This window comes from uncultured Corynebacterium sp., assembly GCF_902782855.1.
Taxonomy (GTDB): domain Bacteria; phylum Actinomycetota; class Actinomycetes; order Mycobacteriales; family Mycobacteriaceae; genus Corynebacterium.
This window is the reverse complement of record NZ_CACZOO010000240.1, coordinates 1-15,121: the sequence shown is the minus strand read 5'-3', so window position 1 is coordinate 15,121 and position 15,121 is coordinate 1. Positions and strand designations below refer to the sequence as shown.

Genomic DNA, 15,121 nt, shown 5'->3' with positions numbered 1-15,121 from the left:
GGCGACGGCGGCCGTGCTCACGATGGCGGTCGGCGTCCTCGCGCTCGGGGCACCGATGTCGGTGGTGTACGTGATGCCGTACTCGGAGTCGTTGTACACGGCGTGCGCGGTGTGGGCGGTGGTCATGCTGCTCCGACGCCGCTACCTCACCGCCGGTGTGCTGGTCCTCGTCGCCGGGCTGACCCGGCTGACCGCTGCGGCCCTGGTCCTGACCCTCGTCGCCGCCGCAGTGGTCGAACTCGTGCGCTGGTGGCACGGTCGGCGCGGCAGGCGGGACGCCGCCGCCCCGCAGGACGCCGGGAACGCCGGGGACGCCGGGGCCGCCGTGTCTGTCGGCACGGTCCTGCGCGCGTGCGCCGCGCCGGTCATCGGCGTCCTCGGGATCGCCGCGTACATTTCCTGGGCGGACGTGAAGGCCGCCGGTGTCGGCGGCTACTTCGCCGCCCAGGACCGCGGCTGGCACTCCGGTTTCGACTACGGGGTGGCGACCTGGGACTGGATCACCTCGACCTCCCTGGACCTCACCACGACGGTCGGTGCGGGCGGTGCGGTCGACGGCACGATGCCCGGCTACGCGGTCTCCACCTGGTCGATGATCCTCGTCGCGCTGCTGTGCGTGGCGTCCCTGTGGCCGCTGGCGACCGGGCGGATACCGTGGCAGCTGTGGCTTCCCGCGGTGGTGGTGGCGGGAATGACGCTGGGGTCTGACGGGATCATGCACTCGCGCCCCCGGCTGCTGCTCATTCCGGTGCTCTTCCTGCTGACACCGCCGGTGGTGTGGGCGTTGGCCCGGCTGCGCGTGCGGCTGGTGGACCGGCCCTGGGTCGCGGCGGTGCCGGTGGTCGTCGGTGTGGCGTGGTGTGCGGCCGGGTTCTGGGTGTCCGGCGAGATGCTCATCGGCTTCGCCTACGCGATCTGAGGACGCCGTGCCGGTGCCGGTCGGCGCGTCAGTCCACGCTCTTGCGCGAGAGGATGACGGTGCTGGCCACCATGACCCACAGTGCGGCGGCCATCGCCAGCCATCCGAGGCCGTGGACCTGGAACTTCTCCTCCAGCAGGGTGTAGCCGAGGACGAAGGCGACGATCGGCTCACCGATGGTCATCGCCGGCAGTGAGTTTTTCAGCGCGCCGGAATTGAAACTGATCTGCTGGACGCCGGTGCCGATCGCCGCGCAGGCCAGCAGCCCGTAGAATTCCCAGCTGGTGATCAGCCCGTGTGCCCCGTCGGAGGTGAAGATCGCGACGACCGATTTCGACAGTACGGCGAGATAACCCATGATGATTCCGGTGACCAGCCCCAGCAGCAGTGCGCGCTGGTTGGCGGGCCGGTGGCCGGCGAACCAGAACATCGCGACGATGACCACCAGACCGACGGCCAGGGCGAAGATCCAGGCGTCCAGCGCGGGAATGGACCGGCCGGGCAGCGGTTTGCCCCAGATCACCAGGACGCCCACCGCCACGGTCAGCAGTCCGGCCCAGAACATCTCCGACCTCGAGACGCGGCGGCCGTCGAACTTCGCCGACAGCGGCAGAGTGAACATCAGTGACAGAACGAGGATCGGCTGGACGACCAGCAGGGTGCCGAAACCCAGGGCGACGATCTGCAGTCCGTAACCGGCGAGGGCGCACAGGACGCCTCCCCACCACTTCGGCCGCATGACGGCGGCGAGCAGTGGGGAGCCGTGGGCGTCGTCGGGGTCGCCGGACGTCTGCTCCGCGATCTGGTGCCTGAGGACGGTGCCCCAGGCGATGGTCAGTGCGGAGAGAAGGGCGAAGACGACAGCGAGGGCGTTGCTGTGCATCATCGGGGTTTAAGGCTATAGGAATCCCCGGTCGCACGGAGAGTCGGCGCTATTTCGCGAAGTACTTCTCGATCTGGTCGAGGATCTCCATCGCGGAGTAGTAGTCGATGCGGAATGCGGATGCGCCGAGCTCGAAGACCCGGTCATTCTTGACCGCGTCAGCGTTGGCGAGGGTCGGGATGGCCTTGAGCTTGTCGATGACCGGCTCCTTGCCGTCGACGTTGATACCGAACACGGTCTTCCCGACGAGGGCCTTGTCAGCGTTCTCGCCGGTGACCTGCTTCACGTCGGTGCGTCCGGCGTAGTCGCCGTCGGCGCGGGCAACGTCGTCACCGGGGACGGACAGTTCCCAGCCGAGGTCCTTGATGATCTGACCCTGGGCGGAGGCTCCGGTCATGAAGTTGAGGTTGCCGCCCTGCGCCGGCAGGACGACGTTGACCGGCTGGTCCGGCTCGGTGATGTTCCCCTTGACCTCGGCGACACGGTCCTCGTAGTTCTTGATCGTGTCGGCAGCCTCGGTCTCGTGGCCGGTGACCTCGCCGATCTGGGTGGTGATCTCGCCCCAGGTCTTGTCGGAGTAGTCGAGGACGACGACCGGCACGCCCATCTTCTTCAGCTCGTCGATCTGGGCGGTGGCGGCGTCCGCGCCCTTGGCGGAGACGATGATGAGATCCGGGTCCTCGGCCGCGACCTTCTGCAGATCGGGCTCGAGCTGCCAGAGAGCCTTCACCCCTTCCTCGTCGGCCTCCTCGGCCCACTGGGAGAAGAAACCCTTGTCATCGGAGGTGGGTCCGGCTTTCGCGCCGCCGGAGGCGGCGTCCGAGGATGCGGACGAGGATGCGGACGATGAGGCGGACGAGGCGGACGCCGACGTGGTCGGGTCGGAGTCCGGATCGTCGTCGGAGCAGGCTGCGAGGCCGAGGGTGAGGGCGGTGGCGGCTGCCACGGCGGCGACTGACCGCGAGCGGTGGAAGAGCGGGCGTGAGGTCATGGGGGCTTCTCCTGGAAACGTGGTGGGCAGCTGCGCCCGGGGCGGGCGCTTGACAATCCACAGTAACGGTAGCGTTGCCTTATGTGTAGTGGGGGCGTCGTTTTCCTGCAGAACTACTTCACGAAAAGCTCGTCGATCCGGTTGAGCATCATCATCGCCGAGTAGTAGTCCATCCGGAACAGTTCCGGCGGCATGGTGTACACCCGGTCGTTGCGCACTGCGTAGGTGTCGGACAGGATCGGCATGTTCTTCAGGTACTCCGCCGGGTCCTCGCCGATGCCGGAGTCCACCGCCAGCACCGTGTGACCGGTGAATGCCTTGTCCTGGTTCTCGGCGGTCACCTGCTTCACGTCGGTGCGGCCGGCGAAGGGACCGTCCCTGCGTGCGACATCGTCGCCGGGGACGGTGAGGTCCCAGCCGAGTCGGGCGGCGACCCGGCCCTGGGGTGACTCGGCAGTCATGTAGTTGGCGTTGCCGGACCTGTCGGCGCTCGGCAGCACCAGACTGACCGGCTGCTCCGGCTCGTTGATGTTCGCCTTGACCTCGTCGACACGCTGGTTGAACTCGTCGATCCGGGCGGCGGCGTCCGCCTCCCGGCCGGTCATCTCGCCGATCTCCGTGGTGAGGTCGGTCCAGTCCATGTTCACGTAGTCGAGGACAACGACCGGCACACCGATCGCCCGGATCTTCTCGATACCGGTCACCGCAGAATCCTGGCCGTTCGCGGCGACGAGAATGAGGTCCGGGTCGGCGTTGACCAGGGTCTCCAGGTCCGGGCTGAGCTGCCAGAGGCTCTCTACGCCCTTGTCCCGGGCCTCATCGGCCCACTGGTTGAAGAAACCCTCGTCGTTGTCGGCGGTGGAGCCCTTCGTCGCACCACCGGTGGCCACGACCGGGGCGTCCACCGCCAGCAGTGAACCGGTGAGGCCTACCGCGGTGGAGACGATCCGCTGCGGCTGCTCGGGGATCTCCACGTTCTCGGTGGCACAGGTGGAGATGTCCAGCTGGTCCGTACAGTCCAGGTGGTGGTTCTTCACCGCCAGTGAGGGGACCGAGCGGGGCCAGGAGCCGTCGCCGGAGCCGCCGGTCGTGGGGTCGTCGTCGGAGTCGTCGCCGGAACAGGCGGCGAGACCGGTGGTCAGGGCGAGGGCGGCGATGACGGCGGTGGCGCCGCGGACGCCGCGGCGTCGGAGCGAATGGATCATGCGGGTTTTCCTCCGGGGGCATTGATGGTGTGAGCTTCGGGGACGTGGTCGTCAGCCAAGCACCGGCGGTCGTCGGAACGGGGGTCCCACCACTTGGCAAGCCAATGCTAGCCTTGCTGCTGACATTGTCGAAGAAAGGACCCCCGTGCCCCGTATCAGTCGCGACACCGACATCTACCCGATCTCCCTGCGCGAGCTGGAGGTACTGCGGGTGGAGGACCTCACCCCGGCCATGCGCCGCATCACCTTCGGAGGTTCCGGGCTCCTCGCGCACACCCGAGACGGTGAACCCGTACCTGCCCTCGTCAGCGACGGTTTCGACGATGACGTCCGGCTGATCCTGCCGGACCCGACCACCGGCGAACGGCCCTACCCGCACTCCCTCGGTGACGGCCGCCTCGACTGGAACGAGCAGGTCAACGACCTCTTCCGCACTTACACGGTGCGCTCCTGGACACCGGACGCCGGCGAGTCCGGTGAGCTCGCCATCGACTTCGCCCGGCACGGCGCCGGCCTCGCCGAGAACTGGTCGGCGACGGCCGGCGCAGGGGACAGGGTCTTCATCGCCGGACCGAAGAACTGCGGCTCCCACCCCTCCCACACCGACTGGCTGCTCCTCGTCGGTGACGAGACCGCCCTGCCCGCCGTCGGACGCTGCCTCGAGGAGTGCCCGGCAGACCACCCGGTCGTCGCCTTCGTGGAGGTGCCCACCCGCGCCGACATCCAGGACATCGACTGCGCCGCCGACCTCGACATGCACTGGGTCGTCCGTGACGAGGGCGGTGACTTCACCGAGGAACTGCTCACCCACGTCCGCGGCGGCGGGAAGGTCCCGGAGGGCACCCCCTTCGTGTGGGCGGCCGGTGAGGCAGGGCGACTCAGGACCGTCCGCGCCCTGGCGAAGAAGACGGGGGTGCCGCGCGAGCACGTCCAGATCACCGGCTACTGGCGGCGCAACAACGCCGTGGCCGAGGGCGCCGCCGCCGGAACCGCCGGAACCTCCAGCCTCTCCCCGCTCATGGAGCTCTACGAAATGGCGGAGATCGCCCCGGGGCTGGCCCTGCGCAGCGCCGCAGAACTCCGTGTCTTCGAGGTGGTGGACGCGGCGTCCGCCACCCCGGGCGCGACCCCGACCGTCGCCGACATCGCCCCCGCCGTCGGCGTCGGGGCGGGCGTCCTCCTGCGGTTCCTGCGCTACCTCGAGTCCCTCAAGCTGGTCACGCTCACCGCCCCGGAGCCCGACGAACTCTCCGGCGGGGACGCCGCCGCACTCACCGGGGTCGCACTGACCCCGCTGGGTCAGGAACTCTCCGACCCCGACGGGCCGGTCACCCGGCTCACCGGCCCGGAGGCGCTGCGTCCGCTGGCGTGGCTGCACCTCGCCGAGGGGCTGCGCTCGGGAGCCCCCGTCACCGTGGGATCCACCGGATCCACCTGGGCGCAGCTGCGGTCCACGGACCCCTCCATCGTCGAGAACCTGGCGGACGCCGAGGCCACCCGAGCCCAGTGGGTCGCCCCCGCCCTCGCCCAGGGCTTCGGCCCTCTCGCCGCGAAGCTCACCGGGGGAGCGGGCCTGACCTCGGTGGCGATCGCCGGCGCGGGGGAGGGCACCAGCGCCGCCGTCTACGCCGATGAACTGCTGCGACACCACGATGACCTGAGCGTCGTCATCCTCGACACCGGAGCCGGAACCGACCGGCTGACCGCCGAGGTGGGTGAGTCGCGCCGGGACCGGGTGACTGTGGTGGCCTGGGACCGGACGACCACCCCGGAGGTCACCGCCGGGGCGGTCATCGTCGTCGACCCCTGCGCCCTCGCCGCTCCGGAGGACGTTCCGGCGCTGCTGGAGTCGGCCGCCGGGATCGCCCCGCGGGTGGTCGTGGTCACCCGCCTGCTCGCCGAGACCGGCGACGAGGACCACGACTACGAGGAGGATCTCACCCGGCTGCTGCTCGACGGCCGGGCCGTCCCGACCAGGCGCGACCTGGCACGTGCGGTATCCGCCGCCGGCCTGACCGGTGTCGCCGACCTGCCGGTGGGCTGGGGGACGCACGCTGTGGTGACCCTGAGGATCTGACCCCGGATCCGGTGCCCGTCACGGTGGTCCCCGTGTTACCCTGCCTTGCCTGCTCAGGTACGCTGGACGGGTCTGAGGGCAGACGCCAGCAGCAGTAGACCGAGCAGCAGACGGAGTAACCAACAGTGGCCCTGATCGTCCAGAAGTACGGCGGATCGTCCCTGGAGAGCGCCGAGCGTATCCGGCGGGTCGCCCAACGCATCGTGGAGACCCGGAAGGCGGGTAACGACGTCGTCGTCGTGTGCTCGGCGATGGGTGACACCACCGATGAACTCCTCGACCTGGCCAACCAGGTAAACCCGGTCCCGCCGGGGCGTGAGATGGACATGCTCCTCACCGCCGGTGAGCGCATCTCCAACGCACTGGTCGCCATGGCGATCAACTCCTTCGGCGCCGAGGCACAGTCGTTCACCGGGTCCCAGGCCGGCGTCATCACCACGGAGCGGCACGGTAACGCCCGCATCGTGGATGTCACGCCCGGCCGTGTCCGTGAGGCACTCGACGAGGGCAAGATCTGCCTCGTCGCCGGCTTCCAGGGCGTCAACCGGGAGACCAGGGACATCACCACCCTGGGGCGTGGCGGCTCGGACACCACCGCCGTCGCGCTGGCCGCGGCGCTCGAGGCCGATGTCTGCGAGATCTACTCCGACGTCGACGGCGTCTACACCGCCGACCCCCGGATCGTGCACAACGCGCAGAAGCTCGACCACATCTCTTTCGAGGAGATGCTCGAGATGGCAGCCGTCGGTGCCAAGATCCTCATGCTGCGGTGCGTCGAGTACGCCCGTGCCTTCAATGTCCCGATTCACGTCCGTTCGTCATTCAGTAACGAGCCCGGCACCATCGTGTCCGGCTCTGTGGAGGATATTCCTGTGGAAGAAGCAGTCCTGACCGGTGTCGCCCACGACCGTTCCGAGGCCAAGGTCACTGTCCTCGGCATCCCCGACAAGCCGGGTGAGGCCGCCCGTGTCTTCCGCACCCTGGCGGATGCCGAGATCAACATCGACATGGTCCTGCAGAACATCTCCAGCGTGAACGACAACCTCACCGACATCACGTTCACCTGCCCGCGGGAGGACGCCCCCCGGGCCGTCGAACTGCTCAAGGGCCTGCAGGGCCCTGCGGCCGACCAGAAGTTCGGCAGCATCGTCTTCGACGACCAGATCGGCAAGGTCTCCCTCGTCGGCGCCGGCATGAAGTCCCACCCGGGCGTCACCGCGGACTTCTGCGAGGCCCTGCGGGACGTCGGCATCAACATCGAGCTGATCTCCACCTCCGAGATCCGCATCTCCGTTCTCATCCGGGACACCGACCTCGACAAGGCTGTCGCCGCCCTCCACGAGCGTTTCCAGCTCGGCGGCGAGAGTGAGGCCGTCGTCCACGCCGGCACCGGCCGGTAACCACACACCACCGTTGCCCGGTTGACCGTCTGAGGGTGGTTCCACCCCGTGCGGACCACCCTCAGACGGTCAACCCACACCCCAGAAAGGTTCACCCATGACCACTCTCGCCGTCGTCGGCGCGACCGGACAGGTCGGCCGCGTCATGCGTTCCATCCTTGTCGAGCGGAACTTCCCGGCAGACAGGGTCCGGTTCTTCGCCTCGGCCCGCTCCGCCGGCACCGAGATCGACTTCCGCGGGGAGAAGATCGTCGTCGAGGACGTCGCCGCGACCCCCACCGAGGAGCTCAAGGGCATCGACATCGCCCTGTTCTCCGCCGGCGGCGGCACCTCCCGGGAGCATGCACCCCGTTTCGCCGAGGCCGGTGCGACCGTCGTCGACAACTCGTCGGCGTGGCGCAAGGACCCTGAGGTCCCGCTCATCGTCTCCGAGGTCAACCCGGCCGACGCGAAGGACGTCCCCAAGGGCATCATCGCCAACCCGAACTGCACCACCATGGCAGCCATGCCGGTCATCGGTGCGCTGCACGCGAAGGCCGGCCTGACCCGGCTGCACGTGTCCAGCTACCAGGCGGTGTCCGGTTCGGGTCTGGCCGGGGTGAAGGCCCTGGCCGACCAGGTCCGCGCGAACGTGGAGGTCCTGGAGCAGCTGACCACCGACGGTTCCGCACTGGTCGCCGAGGATCTCGGGCCGTACGTCGCCCCGATCGCGTTCAACGCCCTGCCCTTCGCCGGCAATCTCGTCGATGACGGCTCCCTGGAGACCGACGAGGAGCAGAAGCTCCGCAACGAGTCCCGCAAGATCCTGCACATCCCTGACCTGAGGGTCGCCGGCACGTGCGTGCGAGTCCCGGTCTTCACCGGCCACACCATGACCGTGCACGCCGAGTTCGCTCAGGCGATCACCCCGGCCGAGGCGACCGCCGTGCTGGAGGCTACGCCGGGAGTCACGGTCGTCGACGTGCCGACCCCACTGGCGGCCGCGGGTGTCGACGAGTCGCTCGTCGGCCGTATCCGTCAGGATCAGTCCGTCGACGGAGACACGGGTCTGGTGCTCGTCGTCGCGGGGGACAACCTGCGCAAGGGGGCTGCACTCAATACGATCCAGATCGCGGAGCTGCTGGTCTAGCCGTTTCCGGTCGGGGGCTTCCGGTCCGGCGGCTCCCTGTCAAAAGGAGCCCGGTCAAAAGGAGCCCGGTCAAGAGGCTCCCGGTCAAGAGACCGCCGGTCCGGCGGGTGCTGCTGCTCCTGCATCCGGCGCGTTCCCGGCGTCCTCGCCGGGGATGTCGGCCCAGTGCTCGTGGACGAGGTCGAGGATCATCCGGGGGAACTCCGGCTCCAGCCCGGGGGTGGGTACGCGTACCAGGGGAACGCCGAGCTCGGCGGCGGTGTCGCGGGCCTCGGTGTCGAGGTCCCAGATGACCTCCATGTGGTCGGTGATGAATCCCACCGGGCAGAGCAGGACCGGTCTCCGGTCGCCTCCGGGGGACACCTCCCCGGATGCGCTCGCCATGCCTTCACCGGCGACGGTGGCCTCCAGGAAGTCACAGATGTCCGGTTCCAGCCACGGGATGTGGGGCGGGCCGGAACGGGACTGCCACACCAGTTCCACGTCCGCACCCGCAGCACCGTCGACGGCGAAGGAGGAGAGTTCACGGATCTCCCGCGCCGCGGTGATGACCTGCCCGGAGTAACGGTGGGTGGAGTCCGCCGAGGAGGTCTCGTCGGCGCTGACCGGGATGGAGTGCGCGGCGAACAGCAGCCGGGCATCCTGCCGCTGGTCGGCGGGCATGGCTGCACGGGTTTCGTCGATGAGGCGGGCGAAGGCGGCGCGGAACAGGGGGTGGTCGTGGAAGGGGCGGATCTTCGTCATCGTGGGGGGCGTGAGGCCGGCGTCACGGCACGACGCCTCGGCCCGGGCGATGTCCTCCAGGTACTGGACGTGCCCGGAGTAGCCGCCCCACGCCGAGGTCGCCAGGACGAGCGCCTCGGTGACACCGTCGCGGGCCATCTGCGCGACCGTGTCCTCGACGAAGGGGTGCCAGTTCCGGTTGCCGAAGTAGACCGGGAGGGCGGTGCTCCCGTCGCTCAGCGGGGTGACCCGCTCGGCGATGAGTGATTCCAGGTCGGCGATGATGCGGAGGTTCTGGTCGGTGATGGGGCTCTTGCCGTCCATCGCGAAGTAGTGTTCACCGACCTCGGCGAGGCGCTCGCGGGGGATGCCTCGACCACGGGTCACGTTCTCGAGGAAGGGGATGACGTCCTCGTTCTTCTCCGGTCCCCCGAAGGACAGGACGAGCAGTGCGCGGTGGGAGTTCTGTGACGCCGGTTGAGCCATGGAGGCCAGCCTACCCGTGGGGGTGGCGGGAGTCTGAAATTCCGGTGGGGGTACCCCTTTGATACCCCGGGGGGTATAGTTCCGGTATGGCTGAATCACTCCACACCGTCATCGTCGGCGGCGTCGCCGGCGGCATGTCCACCGCCACCCGCCTGCGCCGCCGCGACGAGCACGCCCGGATCACTGTCATCGAGAAGTCCGGGCACGTCTCCTTTGCCAACTGCGGTCTGCCCTACTACATCGGCGGAGTCATCGGGGACCGGGCGGACCTGCTGCTGCAGACCCCCGCATCCCTCCATGAGCGCTTCCGTCTCGACGTGCACGTCAACACCGAGGTCACCGCCATCGACCGCGTCGCACACACCCTCGATGTCACCGACCTGGCCACCGGGCGGCGCCGGCAGGTCAGCTACGACCGTCTCGTGCTCTCCCCGGGCGCCTCCCCCGTGGTCCTTCCCGTCCCGGGTATCGAACGGGCCCTGTCACTGCGCACCGTGGAAGACACCGACCGTATCCACGACGCCGTCGCAGACCTCGCGCCCGGCGCCCACGTCGTCGTGGCCGGCGGTGGATTCATCGGCATCGAGGTCGCCGAGAACCTCGCGCACCGTGGGCTGGAGGTGACCGTCGTGGAGTACGGCCCGCAGATCATGGGTCCGCTCGACCCGGAGATCGCCGCTGTCGTCGAACGGCGGCTCGTCGGGCACGGCGTCCGCGTCCTCACCGGCACCGGCGTCACCGCCGTCGGGGAGGAAGCCGTCACCCTGTCCGACGGCACCACCCTCCCCGCCGCACTGGTCATCGCCGCCGCCGGCGTCCGACCGGCCACCGGCTTCGCCGCCGACGCGGGTCTGGAGACTCTCGCCGACGGTGCGCTGGTCGTCGACCGGACCTGGCGCACCACCGACCCCGACATCTTCGCCGTGGGCGACGCCACCGCCACCCCGGACTTCCTCACCGGCGACCCTGTCGTCGTGCCGCTGGCGCAGACCGCGAACCGGGACGGACGCCTGGTCGCCGACATCATCGTCGGTGACGACATCACCCTGCCCGCGACCTACGGCACCTCCGTGATGGGGGTCTTCGGGCTGCAGGTGGCTTCCACCGGCTGGACGGAGAAACGTCTGGTCGCGGCAGGTGTGCCCCACCAGGCCATCGCCACCCACCCGGCCGACCACGCCGGCTACTACCCGGGTGCGTCGACACTGTCGATGAAGCTGCTGGTCGGCACCGGCGGGTTCCGGGGTTCGGACCTGCGCGACCGTATCCTCGGCGCCCAGGTCGTCGGTGAGCACGGTGCGGACAAGCGTATCGACGTCATCGCCACCGCCATGCAGTCCGGGCGCCGTGCCTCGGAACTGCTCGACCTGGAGCTCGCCTACGCCCCGCAGTTCGGGTCGGCGAAGGACCCGGTGAACATGGTGGGCTATGTCGCCGACAACCTGCGCACCGGGCGGACCGACCTGGTCACCTGGTCGCGGATCGGGGAGCTTCCGGACGCCGCGCTGCTCGACGTGCGCAGTGCCGGGGAGTTCGCGGGCGGTTCGCTGCCGGGTGCGGTGAACATCCCGCTCGATGAACTCCGGGACCGGCTCGAGGAGGTGCGGGCGCTGTGCGCCGGCGGGCACGGCGGGCACGGCGGTGACGTCCGGCCGCTGGTGGTCTTCTGCCAGGTCGGGCAGCGTGGACATGTGGCGGAGTCGCTGTTGCGCGGCGAGGGGTTCGTGGAGGTCCGCAACCTCACCGGCGGCTACCGGACCTGGTGTGACGGCCAGGCCTCGCTGCGTTCTGCACCGCAGTCGCCGCCGCGGTGACCGGTGTAGCGTCGTTGTGGTCAGACAAACGTCACAGCACCGCAAGGAGAACACCATGGCCGACCACGGCGACCACGGCACAGACGCCGCCACCCCCACCCGCGAACTGAAGTTCGTCTTCCTGTCCACCGAGGACATCGAGGCCTCCCTCGCCTTCTACACCGGGGTTCTCGGCTTCCCGTTGAAGTTCCGCGACGGTTCGCATTTCGCGGCGCTCGACGCAGGGCAGATCACCCTGGCGCTGTGCACCCCGATCGACCACCCGATCCCGGGCAAGGTCGTCATCGGTGTCAAGAGCGACGACCCGGACCGGGACGCGGCCCTGGTGGACGCCAACGGTGGTGCAGTCGTCCAGGAGGCGCACGACGACGCCCATGAGCGGCGCGCCGTGGTCTACGACAACGAGGGCAACGGCATCGTCTTCTACCGGTCGCTGCACCGGTAGCACGCCGGGCCAGTAGGCCGGGACCTGCCGGGTCAGGCCAGTCGCAGGTGGTCGCCGGTGCCCCGGCCCTGCCGGGGTGCGCCGGCGGCCTGTTGCGCCTCGAGCAGGTCCGCGCGAGCCCGGGCGACCCGGGAACGGATCGTGCCGACGCGCACCCCGCAGATGTCCGCGGCCTCCGCGTACGAGTAACCGAGGACCTGGGTGAGGGTCAGTGCTTCACGCCGGTCGGGGGAGAGGTTGTCGAGCAGTGCCCGGGCGTCCACCAGCTCGGCCCAGGTCTGGTCGCCGGCGGTGTCATGGGAGGGGGTCTGGTCGGCGGCGTCCTCCCACTCCTCGACGGACTTGCGGGGGCGCGCCATGTCGTGGCGGACGCTGTCGACCCACACGCGGCGGGCCAGCGAGAGGATCCAGGTGCGTGCCGAGGACCGCGCGGCGAACCGGGGCAGTGCCCCGAGGACGCGGAGATAGGTCTCCTGGGTGAGGTCGTCGGCCCGGTCGGTGTCGGCGAGGTGGGCCAGCAGGCGCCACACGTCGTCGTGGGTGGCCTCGATGAATTCGGAGAGTGCCGCCCGGTCGCCGGCGCCCGCTTTCAGGGCCAGGTCGGTGACGGCGGCGTCGACCTCCTCGCGGTCGGGGGTCGCTGACCGGCGGCGCCGGGGAAAGTGGTCTCGCACACCGGACACTCTAGCATCGGGCCGGTGAATACCCGGCGTCCGATAAGTGAAATACTATGAGTATTGAGTAACTGATCGGACGAAATGGTTTTCCGTGTATAACGGAGGCCGGAAGCTGTCGGAGGCTCCGACACGACGACCGGAGGAACACCATGACTGAACAGACCACCGAACAGACCACACCACCGACGTCCGCCGAGATCGCCGCCCGTGGCGTCTGCCCCTACGCAGGCCACTCCACCAATGTCAACGGTGCCCCGGTGCGCACTGAGGAGCACTCGGTGACCGTCGGCAGACAGGGCCCCGTCGCACTGACCGACACGCACCTCATCGAGAAGCACGCCCACTTCAACCGGGAGCGCATCCCGGAGCGCAACGTCCACGCCAAGGGCACCGGGGCCTTCGGCGAACTGACCGTCACCGAGGATGTGTCGCAGTACACGGCGGCCGACCTCTTCCAGCCCGGCCGCGTCACTCCGATGCTCGCCCGCATCTCCACCGTCGCCGGTGAGCAGGGCTTCCCCGACACCGTGCGTGACGTGCGCGGTTTCTCGTTGAAGTTCTACACCCGTCAGGGAAACTACGACATAGTCGGCAACAACACCCCGGTGTTCTTCCTGCGTGACGGCATGAAGTTCCCCGATTTCATCCGCTCCCAGAAGCGGTTGACCAATGGTCTGCGCAGCGCCGACATGCAGTGGGACTTCTGGACACGCAGCCCCGAGTCCGCCCACCAGGTCACCTATCTGATGGGCGACCGTGGCATCCCGACGGATGCGCGCCACATGGACGGTTTCAGCTCCCACACCTACCAGTGGATCAACGCCTCCGGTGGGCGCTTCTGGGTGAAGTACCACTTCAAGACCCGGCAGGGCTGGAAGTTCTTCACCGATGCCGAGGCCGGTGAGCTCATCGGTTCCGGCGACTTCGACCACACCCGGTCCGACCTCTACGGTGCCATCGAGCGGGGCGATCACCCGACGTGGGACGTGAAGGTCCAGATCATGCCGATCGAGGAGGCTGACGGGTACCGCTGGAACCCCTTCGACCTGACGAAGACGTGGTCGCAGAAGGACTACCCGTTGATCCCCGTGGGGCACTTCACCCTCAACGAGAATCCGCAGAACTTCTTCGCCCAGATCGAGCAGGCGGCGTTCGCGCCGTCCAACATCGTCCCCGGCATCGGGTTCTCGCCGGACAAGATGCTCATGGCACGTACCTTCGCTTACGCCGACACCCAGCGCTACCGGCTGGGAGTCAACTACAGCCAGATCCCGGTGAACCGGCCGATCGTCGAGGAACGCAACCTCTACACCGCCAAGGACGGTGCCACCGCACACGAGTTCCCACCGGCCGGCACGCCCACCTATTCGCCGAACCGCTTCGAGCGTGGCGAAGGCAGGGACGACGTGGACGACGGTTCCGGTGCGGTGCAGCGGGGGGTGGACGCCGGCGCCTCGAGGTACGGTTTCGGCCGCGGTGCCGAATCCGCCACGGGAACAGCCGGTGACCTGGGCCTGTTCGATGACAACTACGGTGGCGACCTCACCCGCGGGGCCTATGTCCGTCACCGGGACGACGACGACTTCATCCAGGCAGGTCAGCTGGTCCGCGAGGTCATGGACGACGCCGCCCGTGAGCGTCTGGCGGGCAACATAGCCCGTGCCATGCAGGGTGTCTCCGAGCAGGTCGAGAGGCAGTGCTGGGTGTACTGGGGCCACGTCGACCCGAACCTGCGCGACCGGGTGAAACAGCTCTACACGGAGATCAGAGGGTAGGGCTCGGGCAGGGCTCGTGCAGGGATCAGGTCCGGTCTTCTCCGGGCGGTCGCTGCGCCGGTATGCCGGGTCCGCACCCTCACAGGCATGGGGCGCAGCGACCGCCGGCACCCAGGCTGGGAGGGTGCGGGCTCTGCATCGGGGAGAGGTGGGGAGCAGGGACGGGGACGCGACGTGGGCGGGGTGGGGAGGGGCCGGACCGGGGCAGTTATTCTGAAGCCGGGCTACGGTGGGTGATGACTGTTCACACAGGAAGCGGAATGCCCCGCTTCCCCGACATAGCGCGCCGCCGGGTGACCGGGGGCGCGGAAAGGCCTGCATGACGGCAGATTCCCCTGCATCCCCTGCATCCCCTGCATCCGCCCGTATCAACTTCCGTTACCTCAGCGAACCCGACATGATCCGTGCCGGGGTCACCGACATCGCCACCTGCGTCGAGACGATGGAGGAGACCCTGATCCTCCTCGCCGACGGCGACTTCCGGATGGCCGGGGCCTCCGGTAACTCCCACGGGGCCCAGATCAACTTCCCCGCCCGCCCGGAGCACGAGGGGATGCCCGCCGACGGCCCCGACCGCCGCTTCATGGCGATGCCCGC

11 protein-coding genes and 2 pseudogenes are annotated in these 15,121 nt (G+C 68.9%); 8 read left to right on the top strand and 5 right to left on the bottom strand.

Going from position 1 to position 15,121, the window contains the following annotated elements; translation table 11 throughout:
- A pseudogene (locus tag QZV72_RS09935) lies at positions 1-919 on the top strand (hypothetical protein); the annotation flags it as partial.
- Between the two features lie 28 nt (positions 920-947).
- On the opposite strand, the gene QZV72_RS09930 reads toward QZV72_RS09935, so the two are convergent.
- The 3 genes from QZV72_RS09930 to fepB (QZV72_RS09920) form a co-directional block, all read right to left on the bottom strand.
- Positions 948-1,802 (bottom strand): DMT family transporter, encoded by an 855-nt coding sequence (locus tag QZV72_RS09930; protein WP_297008029.1) that lies wholly within the window; start codon positions 1,800-1,802, stop codon positions 948-950.
- A 49-nt stretch (positions 1,803-1,851) separates the two neighbouring features.
- Positions 1,852-2,793 (bottom strand): Fe2+-enterobactin ABC transporter substrate-binding protein, encoded by a 942-nt coding sequence (gene fepB, locus QZV72_RS09925; RefSeq protein WP_297008027.1) that lies wholly within the window; start codon positions 2,791-2,793, stop codon positions 1,852-1,854.
- A gap of 113 nt (positions 2,794-2,906) precedes the next feature.
- Positions 2,907-3,998, bottom strand: coding sequence for a Fe2+-enterobactin ABC transporter substrate-binding protein (gene fepB / locus QZV72_RS09920; protein ID WP_297008024.1), 1,092 nt, complete (start codon positions 3,996-3,998; stop codon positions 2,907-2,909).
- A gap of 145 nt (positions 3,999-4,143) precedes the next feature.
- Between fepB (QZV72_RS09920) and QZV72_RS09915 the strand changes: the two genes are divergently transcribed.
- The 3 genes from QZV72_RS09915 to QZV72_RS09905 all read left to right on the top strand — a co-directional run bounded on the left by QZV72_RS09915 (position 4,144) and on the right by QZV72_RS09905 (position 8,604).
- Positions 4,144-6,075, top strand: a complete 1,932-nt coding sequence (locus tag QZV72_RS09915; RefSeq protein WP_297008021.1) for a siderophore-interacting protein — start codon at positions 4,144-4,146, stop codon at positions 6,073-6,075.
- A 125-nt stretch (positions 6,076-6,200) separates the two neighbouring features.
- The gene (locus QZV72_RS09910; RefSeq protein WP_297008018.1) at positions 6,201-7,475 is read left to right on the top strand and encodes an aspartate kinase; all 1,275 of its coding nucleotides are present in this window, start codon (positions 6,201-6,203) and stop codon (positions 7,473-7,475) included.
- A 97-nt stretch (positions 7,476-7,572) separates the two neighbouring features.
- Positions 7,573-8,604: an aspartate-semialdehyde dehydrogenase gene (locus QZV72_RS09905; protein WP_297008017.1), complete on the top strand. Its 1,032-nt coding sequence runs from the start codon at positions 7,573-7,575 to the stop codon at positions 8,602-8,604.
- Positions 8,605-8,688: 84 nt separating this feature from the next.
- Here the strand turns inward: QZV72_RS09905 and QZV72_RS09900 are convergent, their stop codons facing one another.
- Complete coding sequence (locus tag QZV72_RS09900; RefSeq protein WP_297008014.1) at positions 8,689-9,813, bottom strand: ferrochelatase; 1,125 nt, start codon at positions 9,811-9,813, stop codon at positions 8,689-8,691.
- Positions 9,814-9,899: 86 nt separating this feature from the next.
- On the opposite strand from QZV72_RS09900, the gene QZV72_RS09895 reads away from it, so the two are divergent.
- Both QZV72_RS09895 and QZV72_RS09890 read left to right on the top strand, forming a co-directional pair.
- A complete protein-coding gene (locus QZV72_RS09895; protein ID WP_297008011.1) occupies positions 9,900-11,627 on the top strand; it encodes an FAD-dependent oxidoreductase in 1,728 nt (575 codons plus the stop codon).
- Between the two features lie 55 nt (positions 11,628-11,682).
- Positions 11,683-12,072, top strand: coding sequence for a VOC family protein (locus tag QZV72_RS09890; RefSeq protein WP_297008008.1), 390 nt, complete (start codon positions 11,683-11,685; stop codon positions 12,070-12,072).
- Between the two features lie 32 nt (positions 12,073-12,104).
- Here QZV72_RS09890 and QZV72_RS09885 read toward each other — a convergent pair whose 3' ends face one another.
- Complete coding sequence (locus QZV72_RS09885; protein ID WP_297008006.1) at positions 12,105-12,746, bottom strand: RNA polymerase sigma factor; 642 nt, start codon at positions 12,744-12,746, stop codon at positions 12,105-12,107.
- 152 nt (positions 12,747-12,898) lie between these two features.
- On the opposite strand from QZV72_RS09885, the gene QZV72_RS09880 reads away from it, so the two are divergent.
- Positions 12,899-14,524, top strand: a complete 1,626-nt coding sequence (locus tag QZV72_RS09880; RefSeq protein WP_297008004.1) for a catalase — start codon at positions 12,899-12,901, stop codon at positions 14,522-14,524.
- Positions 14,525-14,843: 319 nt separating this feature from the next.
- Positions 14,844-15,121, top strand: a pseudogene (locus QZV72_RS09875) (ornithine cyclodeaminase); the annotation flags it as partial.